Here is a 12,901-nt window from a genome sequence, read left to right as displayed (position 1 = left end):
ATGGATTCTCACATAAAACAGATTCATCAACAATTGATGAATAAAGACATTTCTTGCGTTAAACTCATTCAAGAAAAATTAGATTTGCTAAGAGCCAATACCAATAATACGGTCAATTCGCTACTCGATACTTTAGCCTTACAATTAGCTAGAAAAGTAGATGCAAAAATAGCGAATGGTGAAACTATTGGTATTTTAGAAGGTATTCCATTTGGCATTAAAGATGTATATATGCTTCAAGGCACATACACAACAGCGAGTTCAAACTTGCTTAAAAATTATAAATCTGCTTATACAGCAACAGCCATCCAAAAATTATTGGATGCTGGTGCTATTCCTATCGTTAAAGAAAACTGTGATAGTTTTGGACATGGGTCTTCTAGTGAAAACACCATTTTTGGTGCTGTTAAAAACGCTTCAAATCCAGATTTAGTGGGTGGCGGATCAAGCGGAGGTTCTGCCGTAAATGTCGCTAAAGATTACACTGTATTTTCTATTGGTGGTGATACTGGTGGATCTGTACGTCAACCCGCAGGTTATAATCATGTGTATGGTTTAAAACCGACTTACGGACGCATTTCACGCTATGGATTAATGGCATATGCATCGTCTACAGATTGTGTTGGCCCTATCGCCAAATCGGTTGAAGATATTCGTATGGTATTGAATGTGATGAGCGGAAAAGATGTAAAAGACCAAACAACTTATACTTCTACCGAAATAAAAGAAGAAAGTATCTCAAATTCAAAAGGAATCAAAACCATCGGATATTTCAAAAATTTTATTGAAAATGATGCTATTGATCCTAAAGTGAAAGCTGATTTTTTAACAGCAATTGAAAAAATAAAAGCCAAAGGATTTGAAATTAAAGCATTGGATTTCTTTAAGTCAGACATTCTGGTTTCTACGTATTATACATTGGCCATGGCTGAAACCGCCTCTAACCTATCTCGTTTAGATGGTTCAAATTATGGAAATCGTATAGAAGATAAAAACCTGAAAGAGTCATACGCCATCACGCGTTCTGAGAATTTTTCAGAAGAGACTAAACGGCGTATAGTTGGTGGCAACCAAGTATTATCCCAAGGATTTTCAGACGAAATCTATTTAAAAGGATTGGCTCTTCGTGATGCTATTTCAGAAAATTTTGAAAACGATTTTAACGAAGTGGACATTATATTATCTCCCGTGACGCCTAGCGCACCACCTAAAATTGGCGACAGTTTAAAAGACCCGCATGCCATGTATTTAAGCGATGTGTATACAGTCGGTTTTAGCTTAGGGCAATTACCTACTTTAACCGTACCACAAGGCACAGACACGGGCTTACAAATTACAGCCGCTAAAAATAATGACGAACTCGTTTTGAAGTTTGCTAACTTCTTAAAAGACACGATATAATGGAACTTGAACAATTAGACGCCGCTTTAAAAGCACATGATTTAGAGTTAGTAATCGGACTGGAAACACATGTTCGATTAAATACTAAAACCAAGTTGTTCTGTTCTTGTCCGAATCAAGAAATAGAAACACCAAACCAAAATATATGTTCTGTTTGTACAGGACAAATGGGAGTTTTACCTGCCATCAATAAAGAAGCAATTACTAAAGCCATTTATTTTGGAAAAGCAGTAAATTCTTCTTTTGAAAACGAAATCATTTCTTGGGATAGAAAACATTATGAATATCCTGATAACCCGAAGAATATTCAAATTACACAGTTTCACAATCCTGTTATTCCTGACGGACAAGTCTCTTGTTACCGAAATGATGGAAGTCAGTTTACTGTTAATTTAACTCAGGTCCATATCGAAGAAGATGCTGCCAAATTAATGCACGAAAAAACGGTGTCATTAGTCGATTTCAATAAAGCTGGTGTGCCTTTAATTGAAATTGTAACCGAACCTTGCATTCGCCATATTGAGGACGCTTCTATCTATGCCCAATACATTCAACGTATTGTTCAAAATTTAAAAATTTCTGAAGCCAATCTTGAAAAAGGCGAATTTAAATCGGATGTTTCGGTGTCACTTCGCAAAAAGCATAGTTACGCCTTAAATCCACGTACCGAAATCAAAAACTTGAACTCATTTAAGTTTATGGTCGATGCTTTAAAAGAAGAGGTTGAAAAACAATTCAACTACTATATAGAACATAAAGAGTTTAGACCCGACCAAACCACGGTTTTATGGGATGCCGATTTAAAGCAAACCAAAACCATGCGTAAAAAAGAATATGAGGCAGATTACCGTTTTATTTCAGAGCCCGATTTGCCTTTTGTAAACATAAAAGATGCTGTCGAAAACATCTCTGTTGATACAAGTGCCTTACCTTATGCCGTAGAATCTATTTTAATACATGGCGGTGTGTTGCCTCAAGACGCTAAATTTTTTACAGCAGACTCTTTGCGTTCTGAAACTTTTGTAACTATCAATGAGGAGGTGAAAGATGCTTCTTTTGTTGCCAAGACCTTAGCGAACAACATAAAACCTGAAGCTTATTCCCAAATTGAAAACATTCAAGATTTTATTGATATTTTTAAATTATTTAAAGAAGAAAAAGTAACAGCCGTATTGGTTCAGCATGCTATTAAATCATTGCTGGAAGATACACATTTCGATTATAAAACCTATTTTGAAAACAACAGCATTTCCGAAGAAAAAATTCAGGATGCCATCGCTAAGGTTATCGCAGAAAACGAAGCCATAGCCAACGACATTAAAGCTGGAAACCAAGGAAAATCAGGTATTTTAGTTGGAAAAATTATTGCGATTATTGGTAAAGGCGCTTCAGGAAAAGTGATTCGTGAAGGGATTTTAAAAGCGCTTGCTGGGGAAGACCCAAGACCGATGACGGAAGACCCAACAACCAACAACCAACAACCAACAACCAACAACCAACAACCAACAACCAAAGAAGAAATTCTGCCTCAAATTCCCATCGTTATAAAAGAGGAATACAGAACCCACTTAATTACAGCCATTTCTGAAGCTAATATCTCTGAAAAAGTCACTTTTGCAGGATGGGTTTCTAGTGTTCGTGATCATGGAGAGCTTATTTTTATTGACTTACGCGATTCAAGTACCGAAAAATTCCAAGTACGTTTAAGCAGGGAATCATTCCCTAATTTAGATGAACTTGTAAAATTAAAACCAGAATCCGTTATAACAGTTACTGGTACGGTTGTTCAACGTAAGGAAGATGATTATAATGTCGCTTTACGAACAGGAAAAATAGAATTGGAAGCTTACGAACTAGAGATTTTAAATCTATCCAGAACCTTACCTTTTGAAATAAAAAGAGCTACCAAAACCAATGAAAACATACGTTTTCAATATAAGTTTTTAGATCATAGAAATGACGATGTACGTCGGGTGATTGTAAACCGACACAAGGTTATTAAATTGTTGCGTGATATTTTAGATGAAGAAAATTTCTTAGAAATTGAAACACCTATTTTAAGTGCAGGAACCGATGAAGGAGCACGTGAATTTATTGTTCCAACCCGTAAACAACCTGGTGCATTTTACACTTTACCACAAGCTCCACAACAGTTTAAACAAATGTTGATGGTAAGCGGTTATGAAAAGTATTTTCAAATAGCACGTTGTTTTAGAGACGAAGATTCTCGTGGCGACCGCCAACCCGAATTTACCCAATTGGATATGGAATTGGCTTATGCCAGTATGCAACAAATCATCGATTTAAACACCAAAATGTTTAATGCCGTGGTAACCAAAATATATGGAAATAAATGGATTTTACGTCCGTTTGAAGTCATCACCTATCAAGATGCCATGTATTATTATGGTTGTGACCGTCCAGACTTACGTTTTGGCTTAAAACTTCAAGACATAACAGACATCGTAAAAGATACGACGTTCCAAGTGTTTAGTAAACCTATCGAAGAGGGTGGCATTGTAAAATGCATTAAAGTGTCTGCTGAAGAACAAGGTAACAAACGTTTATCTAAAGGCCAAATTGAAAAGTTAACAGCCACTGCGCAACAACATGGCTTAGGTGGTTTGGCTTATATCATTGTTAATGAAAACGATTTACAATCACCTATCATTAAATTTTTAGGTGAAGATATTGCTGCTGGCATCATAAAAACAACAAACGCTCAAGTTGGGGATATTGTATTTTTCTCTGCTGCCGATTACGCAATAGCCAATAAAGCATTGGATGCCGTTCGACAAGAATTGGGCAGTATGCTACATTTAATCAATCCTAAAGAATTACGTCCAGCTTGGGTGATTGATTTCCCCATGTTTGAAAAAACCGATGAAGGTCGTTGGACCTTTACCCACAACCCTTTTTCGATGCCTGCTGTTTACGATATAGATAAGCACATGAATGGCAAAGAAGAAGAAATTGGAAGCATCATTGCCCAACAATACGATTTAATATTGAATGGTTATGAAATTGGTGGTGGCTCCATTCGTGCACACAAACCCGAAATTTTGGAAGCTACCTATAAAAACATGGGCTATAATAAAGAGGACATGTTAAAAAGCGTTGGCACCATGTACAAAGCATTCCATTATGGTGCGCCACCGCACGGAGGCATTGCTTGGGGTGTTGATAGATTGATGATGATTCTAGAGAAAAAAGCATCTATTCGCGAAGTCATGGCATTCCCAAAAACAGGCACGAGCGATGATTTATTATTTGGTGCACCTTCTATGCTATCAGACAAAAAAATTGAGGAAATGAATGTGAGAGTTATTAAAAAATAAAATGTTAAAAATAAAAAAATCAACACATTGTGGTAAGTTTTATAAAAAAATATAGACTTTTATAACTTATCTTTAAAAATTTTAAACTCAGATTTCAACTTTTTTGTAAAACTAAAACTAATAATTTCTATGAGAAAATCAACATTTTTAACAACTATCGCTTTAGCATTTACCATGCTATTTTCAATACACTCAAATGCTCAAAAATTTCCAGGATTGGATGGAAGCCCATTAGACATTGCTTATTTTAGAACGGATAGAAATGCGCCACCGATGATTAAAGTCTTTTATAGCCGACCTCAACTAAAAGGGAGAGAATTAGATAAACTGGCTCCTAATGGTAAAGTTTGGAGAACAGGAGCTAATGAAGCTACTGAGGTTCATTTTTTCCAAGACATGAATTTTGGAGGTAAAACAGTCAAAGCTGGCACCTACTCCTTATTTACAATTCCTGGAGAAAAAGAATGGACAATCATTTTAAATAGTGATTTAGATGTTTGGGGAGCTTTTAGCTACAAAGAAAACAAAGATGTTTTAAGAGTTACAGCTCCAGTAAGTAGCGGAGATTCCATTGAAGCTTTTGCGATAACTTTTGATAACAACAATATGTATTTAGGATGGGGAACGACACGAGTTGCCATACCCGTAAGTAAGAATTAGAAAAAAACACCCCAATACAACAAAACATCCCACTATGTAAAGCGATACTAGTGGGGTGTTTTGTTTAAACATTTAATGACCCAGTATTACCCATATCTGGTTCAGAATCTGTCAAAGCACCAACAGCCATTTTAAACAATGACACTAATTTATTATGTTTAGGTTCCCAATATTCAGCTTCTTCCGGTTTTATTTTAAGAGCGCATAAATTGGGGTCATTAACTCCTTCAAACCAAGCATCATCTGTAGTGCCGTATAATTCTTCTATACGATTTTTATTAGAAATAACCTCTCCTCTTCCGTATACTTTCAAAAAGGTCATTTTCCCTGGTTTAGAATATAAGACAGCAACTTGATTATCCTTAAGTATGTGTTGAGTATGATGACTCTCCTTATTACTTAAAAACCATATGTTGCCTTGCTCATCAACTTCCTTGGTGCTCATAGGGATAGCATGGAAAGGTACATTTTTTAAATTGGTGCACATCATCGCGAAATCGATATCTTCAGCCAATTCTTTAATCTTATCTTTGGCTTCTTTGCTATAGAAATTTTTTTGACTCATAATTTTTATTTTGCCTAAAAATAATATCTATCGGCAAAATTAATTATCCCAAAAAATAAAAGTATTGATGCAAATACAATTTTAACCTAATAAAAAAAACAGAAGGCTTACGGAATGTTCAAATACTTATGGGTTTGTAAGGATACTTTCCATTTTGGGTTTTTCATGACATAATCTACAATTTCAGGAATCACCTTATCACGTTTACTCCACTCGGGTTGTAAATACAAAATACAATCTTTATTGACTTTAGCAGCTTGTTCTTCAGCAAAGCGAAAATCATCTTTATTATAAATAATCATTTTCAATTCATTGGCTTTCGCATAAACTTCGCTGGTAGGCAACTTCATCTTTTTTGGAGATAAACAAATCCAATCCCAAATGCCTGTTAATTTATATGCCCCAGATGTTTCAATATGTATTTGCAATCCTTCGGCTTTTAATTTTGATGTTAATATTGTCATATCCCAAGTTAAGGGTTCGCCTCCTGTAACCACAATGGTATCACTATATGTTTTTGCATTTTCAACGATCTTAGAAACTTCCGTTGGCGGGTGTAAATTCGCATTCCAACTTTCCTTGACGTCGCACCAATGGCATCCCACATCACAACCTCCAATTCTTATAAAATAAGCAGCAGTTCCTTTATGAAACCCTTCCCCTTGAATGGTGTAAAACTCCTCCATTAAAGGCAACATTTCACCTTTATCAACCAATATTTGCAAGTCTGTATTCATAGTCAGCAAAGATACTTTTTAAAATTTACGATTTAGGGTTTTTAATTTACGATTTTTAAAATTTCGCTTAGAAATTACATGAAATATATTGGCAGATATTATTCAAAAACCGAAAAACATACGTACCATTTTATAAAATAAAACCTTATTTTTATGCAAAATAAAGACGCATGGATACAAAGGAAACCTTTTTTAATTATATCAATGAAGGCAACATGACCAAAGGGGATTTTATTTCCGTAGGTGCTGCCATGTTGAATGGCGAAACCATTACCAATGCTTTAGTTAATATACCTTTAAAAACATTAAATCGTCATGGTTTAATTGCTGGCGCTACTGGAACTGGAAAAACTAAGTCTTTACAAGTTTTAGCTGAAAATTTAAGTGATAAAGGTATTCCTGTATTGCTTATGGATATCAAAGGTGATTTAAGTGGTTTAGCCCAACCTAGCGAAGGACATCCAAAAATTGATGAACGCCAAGCAAAAATAGGCATCCCTTGGAAAGGCAAGAGTTTTCCTGTTGAAGTGCTTACGTTATCTGAACAAGATGGCGTGAGACTAAGAGCTACCATAAGTGAATTCGGTCCCGTACTATTATCACGTATTTTAGATTTGTCTGAGGCCCAATCTGGTGTTGTGGCTGTTATTTTTCAATATTGTGATGATAACAAACTTCCTATTTTAGATCTAAAAGATTTCAAAAAAATATTACAGTATGCTACCCAAGAAGGGAAGGCGGAGTTTGATGAAGCCTACGGACGTATTTCAACAGCATCAACAGGCTCCATTTTACGTAAAGTGGTGGAATTAGAGCAACAAGGTGCTGATTTGTTTTTTGGCGAAACCTCTTTTGATGTCGATGATTTATTAAGAATTGATAGAGAAGGCAGAGGTTATATCAATATCATTAGATTGACTGATATTCAAGATAGACCCAAATTGTTTTCTACATTCATGTTGAGTTTGCTTGCCGAAATTTATTCGACCTTTCCTGAACAGGGTGATGCGGAACGCCCAGAACTTGTTATATTTATTGATGAAGCCCATTTAATTTTTAACGAGGCTTCCAAAGCATTATTAAATCAAATAGAAAGTATTGTAAAATTAATACGAAGTAAAGGCGTTGGTATCTATTTCGTTACTCAAAATCCAACCGATGTCCCTGATGCCGTTTTAAGTCAGTTAGGCTTAAAAATACAACACTCCCTTAGAGCTTTTACGGCCAATGACAGAAAAGCTATTAAAATGACGGCTCAAAATTATCCTGATTCAGAATATTACGATACGGAAACTGTTTTAACATCCCTTGGAACAGGTGAAGCCCTGGTATCTGCATTAGATGAAAAAGGGCGTCCTACGCCATTGGCAGCAACTATGATGAGAGCACCGATGAGCAGAATGGATATTTTAACCGATAGCGAATTGAATACCTTACTTTCTCAATCTAAGCTTGTAAAGAAATACAATGAAACTATTGATAGAGAAAGTGCTTATGAATTATTGAATAAAAAAATAGCTCAGGCTCAAGCAGAAGAAGCTAAAGAAAAGGCAAAAAAAGAACAAGAAGCCCTTAAAAAAGCTGAAGAATCCAAGAAAAAAACAACAGCATCAACTCGCAGAAGTACTGCTATGAATCCCGTTGTGAAAGTGCTAACAAGTGCCACGTTTATTCGTAGTGTTTTTGGTATTTTAACTAAAGTCATGAAAAAATAATTTCAAAAAAAATAAAACAACCATTTAAATGCATAAGTCACTTTTAACCCTCATCATCATCTCTACATTATTTGCTAGTTGCAAAAAAGAACCTGATTCTTTTGAAATTGGCAAACACCATGTTGGTTTATTAAATGATTCTACTCAAGTAAAAGATCTTAAAACCATTTTTGGGAATGATTCTATTGTGAATTTTATTGGAGATACCGAGTTTACAAGACATATTAATGATATTGAAATTTATGAAAAAGGCGGAAAAAAGTTATTGGTTTTGACACCTAGACAATCATCAGATTCAACATCATTTATTAAAAATGTTAGAGTTTTAGACCCACGCTACAAAACCGATAAAAACATTAGCACACTAAGTACCTTTAAAGATATTTCAGATAATTATAAAATATCCCAAATAGACAATTTAATAAACATGGTACTGGTTACGGTAAAAGATTTAAACGCCACGTTTACTATAGACAAAAAAGAGTTACCTGCTAGTATTCGTTTTGATACCCATTTAAAAATAGAAGCTATACACATTCCAGATAATGCCAAAATAAAATACTTTTTTTTAAATTGGAATAAACTATAAATTATACATATGAATCCATTTTTTTCAAAGCTATTAGTTGATGTTGCTCGTAAAAAGCTTGAAAAAAAAAGCACCTCAAAACCTTATAGTATCCATGATATTTCAACGTTAGCAAATTCCTTGTATGTTGAACTAACCCATAGCATCAAAGAATATATATTTATCATCATTGGTGTGTTTTCGGCTGGCTTCGGTTTAAAAGGCTTTTTATTGCCTAATCGCTTTATAGATGGTGGCGCCACAGGTATTTCTCTCTTGCTTGAAAATTTAACATCTATTGAACTTAGTATTTTATTAATTGTAGTGAATCTTCCTTTTTTGTTATTAGCTTCAAAAACCATTAATACTAAATTTGCCATACGTAGTATTTTAGCCATTTCGCTTTTAGCCTTTGTTGTTCACTCTGTTGATTATCCTATTATTACAGAGGACAAACTACTCATAGCCGTTTTTGGTGGATTCTTTTTAGGACTTGGAATTGGTTTGTCTATGCGAGGAGGCAGCGTTATTGATGGTACAGAGGTTTTAGCCATTTATTTAAGCAGAAAATTATCGGCAACCATTGGTGACGTATTGCTTGTCATTAATGTTATCATATTTTCGTTTGGTGCTTATATTTTATCTATAGAAGTGGCTTTATATGCCATTCTTACTTACCTAGCAGCGGCAAAAACAGTTGATTTCGTTGTGGATGGTGTTGAAGAATATATTGGTGTTACCATAATTTCCAATCACCATGAACGTATTAGAATAATGATTACAGAAAAACTATTAAGAGCTTGCACCATTTATGCTGGTAAAGGCGGATATGGCACTCAAGGAGAAAGCTACGACAAAGATATTATCTATACTATTGTAACGCGTTTAGAACTCCCTAAATTAAAAACTGAAATAGATAAAATTGATAAAAATGCCTTTATAATTATGGGTATGGTCAAAGATTTAAAAGGTGGAATGATTAAGAAAAAACCATTAAAATAAATGAAAAAGTATAGCATTCAAAATAAGCCGTTTTTAGTTCCAACCTCAGATGGCAAAATCATTGAAGAACATTTTGGATTGGCCACTGATGGCAATACTGAAATAAGTATAGCGCATATGGTTGCTCCCGCAGGTTGGAGCGAACCTTTTCAAACCCCCGAATTTGATGAATACACCTATATAATAAAAGGCAAAAAACAATTTATTATTGAAGGTGACACCATCATTTTAAAAGCTGGCGAATCTATAAAAATAGACAAAAATACACGCGTACAATATTCAAATCCATTTTCAGAACCTTGTGAATACATCGCTATTTGCAAACCTGCTTTTTCTATGGATTTAGTAAATAGAGAAGATTTTTAAATGAATAAATACCTCCCCAAAATTATTGGCTCTTCTATAAACTTGATAAGCCATATCTCAACACCATTTGCTGTCCAGTTAGCATTTCAGCTATTCTCTAGACCTCAAAAAAGAAAAACAAAAGATAGTAACACTAAGTTTCTAAATTCAGCTATCCAAAAACAACTATTTTATCAAGATACGGCTATCATGACATACCAATGGATTGGAAAAAAGGAAACTATTTTACTAGTTCATGGTTGGGAAAGCAATTCTTATAGATGGAAAAAATTAATAGACCTCTTAAAAGATTTAGATTATAACATCATTGCCTTAGATGCTCCAGCCCATGGTAACTCTGGAGGAAAATTATTTAATGCCGTATTGTATTCTGAATTCATACATGTTGTAAGCAAAGCATTTCATCCTTCTATCATTATTGGGCATTCTGTGGGTGGTATGGCTACCATTTTATCTGAATTTAAATACCACATAGCATCAGTTAATAAATTAGTATTATTAGGAGCACCCTCAAATTTCACAGGTATTTTCCATCGTTATAAAAACTTAATGGGTTATAACGACAAGGTTTCAAATGGTATTGATCAATTTGTACTGACTCATTTTAACCACTTACCTAGTTATTATCATATCTCAAATTTTTCAGAAAAAATTAAAGCTAAAGGTCTTATCATTCATGATAAAGAAGACAAAATCATTCCTTATAGCGATGCTTTAGATTATGAAAAGCATTACAAAAACACCACACTTATCTCCACAACTGGCTTAGGTCATGGTTTAAAATCCGATGAAATTAATACCTCTATTTTAGACTTCATCAACCAATAGTTTATTGTATTTTTGCACTATGGAAGACGCTTTAAAACGCATTAATAAATATTTAAGTGAAGTTGGTTATTGCTCACGCAGGGAAGCAGATAAACTTATTGAAGCTGGTCGAGTGACCATTAATGGTACCATACCTGAAATGGGCACAAAAATATCTCCAACTGATGTGGTTCATGTTGACGGAAAGGAAATTAGCAATACCAATACCTCTTTTGTGTATTTAGCTTTTAACAAACCTGTTGGTATTGTTTGCACTACCGATACAAGTGTTGAAAAAGATAATATCATTGATTTTATTAAGTATCCAAAACGTATTTTTCCAATAGGAAGATTAGATAAACCTAGTGAAGGCTTGATACTTTTAACTGACGATGGGGATATTGTAAACAAAATTCTTCGTGCCAGTAACAATCATGAAAAAGAATATATTGTTAAAGTCGACAAACCTATTTCCCAAACGTTTATTGAGCGTATGTCTGGAGGTATTCCTCTGGAAGATTTAGATAGAGTTACCAAAAAATGTGTGGTTGAAAAACTAAGCACGTATGAGTTTAAAATCATATTAACTCAAGGTTTAAACCGACAAATTCGCCGCATGTGTGAGTATTTAAATTACGAAGTTGAAACCCTTAAACGCGTTCGTATCATGAACATTAAAATGGATATGCCTGTTGGGGAGTATCGGGAACTTACTAAAGACGAATTTAAAGAACTAAACAGACTTATAGCTGATTCCACAAAAGAACACAAACCTAATTTAATAAGACCACATAGGAAAAGAAACTAAACCTATTGATGTCTCTCTCTTGCCAACAATGTATTTTTAAGTAGCATAGCAATCGTCATAGGACCAACACCTCCTGGAACCGGGGTTATATAACTTGCTTTCTTACTCACACTTTCAAACTCCACATCCCCTGCCAGTCTATAACCAGTTGATTTAGTCGCATCTGGAACACGAGTAATGCCCACATCTATGATAACAACATCTTCCTTAACCATATCACCCGTTAAAAATTCCGAAATGCCAATGGCAGCCACAATAATATCTGCTTGTTTGGTGATTTCAGTTAAGTTTTTTGAACGACTGTGCACTACGGTAACCGTAGCATCTCCGGCTTTACGCTTCTGACTCATTAAAATGCTCATGGGACGCCCCACAATATGGCTTCTTCCCATAACTACCACATTTTTACCAGAGGTTTCCACTTGGTATCTTTCCAATAATTCAAGGATTCCATAAGGTGTTGCAGGTAAAAAAGTTGGTAAATCCAAAGCCATTTTACCCACATTTGTAGGATGAAATCCGTCCACATCTTTATCAGGATGCACAGCCATAATCACTTTTTGCTCATCAATATGTTTTGGCAAAGGCAATTGCACAATAAAGCCATCGATATCATCATTGGTATTGAGCTCGTGTATTTTTTTCAACAATTCCTCTTCTGAAGTGTATTCAGGTAAATCGATTAAAGTCGACTTGAAACCTATCTTTTCACAAGCTTTTACTTTGGCGTTTACATAAGTCATACTAGCACCATCGGTACCCACTAAAATAGCAGCCAAATGTGGTACTTTTTCTCCATTGGAAATCATTGCTTTTACATGTTCAGCGATTTCATCTTTTATGTCGTTACTAACTTTTTTACCGTCTAAAATTATCATGTTTTGGGTGATGGTTTTTGGTTGGTGGTTTTTGGTTTTTGGTCTCTTAGCTGAAG

The 12,901-nt window shown here is 34.8% G+C and carries 12 protein-coding genes; 9 read left to right on the top strand and 3 right to left on the bottom strand.

Translation table 11 applies throughout. The annotated features are described in order from the left end of the window. The 3 genes from DKT72_RS16690 to DKT72_RS16680 all read left to right on the top strand — a co-directional run bounded on the left by DKT72_RS16690 (position 1) and on the right by DKT72_RS16680 (position 5,399). Positions 1 to 1,401: an amidase family protein gene (locus DKT72_RS16690; RefSeq protein ID WP_111309889.1), complete on the top strand. Its 1,401-nt coding sequence runs from the start codon at positions 1 to 3 to the stop codon at positions 1,399 to 1,401. Further along, positions 1,401 to 4,739, top strand: a complete 3,339-nt coding sequence (gene gatB/aspS, locus DKT72_RS16685; RefSeq protein ID WP_111309888.1) for a bifunctional amidotransferase subunit GatB/aspartate--tRNA ligase AspS — start codon at positions 1,401 to 1,403, stop codon at positions 4,737 to 4,739. Before DKT72_RS16690 ends, gatB/aspS begins: the two co-directional genes overlap by 1 nt. A gap of 129 nt (positions 4,740 to 4,868) precedes the next feature. Then, positions 4,869 to 5,399, top strand: a complete 531-nt coding sequence (locus DKT72_RS16680; protein WP_111309887.1) for a DUF2911 domain-containing protein — start codon at positions 4,869 to 4,871, stop codon at positions 5,397 to 5,399. A gap of 64 nt (positions 5,400 to 5,463) precedes the next feature. On the opposite strand, the gene DKT72_RS16675 is transcribed toward DKT72_RS16680, so the two are convergent. Both DKT72_RS16675 and DKT72_RS16670 read right to left on the bottom strand, forming a co-directional pair. After that, positions 5,464 to 5,964 carry a pyridoxamine 5'-phosphate oxidase family protein gene (locus DKT72_RS16675; RefSeq protein ID WP_111309886.1) on the bottom strand — a complete coding sequence of 167 codons (501 nt, stop codon included), beginning with the start codon at positions 5,962 to 5,964 and terminating at the stop codon, positions 5,464 to 5,466. A 107-nt stretch (positions 5,965 to 6,071) separates the two neighbouring features. Beyond that, the gene (locus DKT72_RS16670; RefSeq protein WP_111309885.1) at positions 6,072 to 6,701 is read right to left on the bottom strand and encodes a 7-carboxy-7-deazaguanine synthase QueE; all 630 of its coding nucleotides are present in this window, start codon (positions 6,699 to 6,701) and stop codon (positions 6,072 to 6,074) included. 170 nt (positions 6,702 to 6,871) lie between these two features. Here DKT72_RS16670 and DKT72_RS16665 point away from each other — a divergent pair, with 170 nt between their 5' ends. From DKT72_RS16665 to rluF, 6 genes are read left to right on the top strand one after another with little or no spacing between them, the layout of a single operon-like run. Continuing rightward, positions 6,872 to 8,416: a helicase HerA-like domain-containing protein gene (locus DKT72_RS16665; RefSeq protein WP_111309884.1), complete on the top strand. Its 1,545-nt coding sequence runs from the start codon at positions 6,872 to 6,874 to the stop codon at positions 8,414 to 8,416. A 28-nt stretch (positions 8,417 to 8,444) separates the two neighbouring features. Next, complete coding sequence (locus DKT72_RS16660) at positions 8,445 to 9,005, top strand: hypothetical protein (protein WP_111309883.1); 561 nt, start codon at positions 8,445 to 8,447, stop codon at positions 9,003 to 9,005. A 9-nt stretch (positions 9,006 to 9,014) separates the two neighbouring features. After that, positions 9,015 to 9,986, top strand: a complete 972-nt coding sequence (locus DKT72_RS16655) for a YitT family protein (protein ID WP_111309882.1) — start codon at positions 9,015 to 9,017, stop codon at positions 9,984 to 9,986. Continuing rightward, positions 9,987 to 10,352, top strand: a complete 366-nt coding sequence (locus tag DKT72_RS16650) for a cupin domain-containing protein (RefSeq protein WP_111309881.1) — start codon at positions 9,987 to 9,989, stop codon at positions 10,350 to 10,352. Next, positions 10,353 to 11,180, top strand: a complete 828-nt coding sequence (locus DKT72_RS16645) for an alpha/beta fold hydrolase (protein WP_111309880.1) — start codon at positions 10,353 to 10,355, stop codon at positions 11,178 to 11,180. It abuts the gene before it with no gap. A gap of 19 nt (positions 11,181 to 11,199) precedes the next feature. After that, positions 11,200 to 11,967, top strand: a complete 768-nt coding sequence (gene rluF, locus DKT72_RS16640) for a 23S rRNA pseudouridine(2604) synthase RluF (protein WP_111309879.1) — start codon at positions 11,200 to 11,202, stop codon at positions 11,965 to 11,967. Between the two features lie 2 nt (positions 11,968 to 11,969). Here rluF and DKT72_RS16635 read toward each other — a convergent pair whose 3' ends face one another. Next, positions 11,970 to 12,845, bottom strand: a complete 876-nt coding sequence (locus tag DKT72_RS16635) for a bifunctional 5,10-methylenetetrahydrofolate dehydrogenase/5,10-methenyltetrahydrofolate cyclohydrolase (RefSeq protein ID WP_111309909.1) — start codon at positions 12,843 to 12,845, stop codon at positions 11,970 to 11,972. Between the last annotated feature and the right edge of the window lie 56 nt (positions 12,846 to 12,901).

Origin of the sequence: Confluentibacter sediminis, from assembly GCF_003258355.1 — a bacterium.
Taxonomy (GTDB): domain Bacteria; phylum Bacteroidota; class Bacteroidia; order Flavobacteriales; family Flavobacteriaceae; genus Confluentibacter; species Confluentibacter sediminis.
This window is presented reverse-complemented; position numbering and strand designations above follow the sequence as displayed.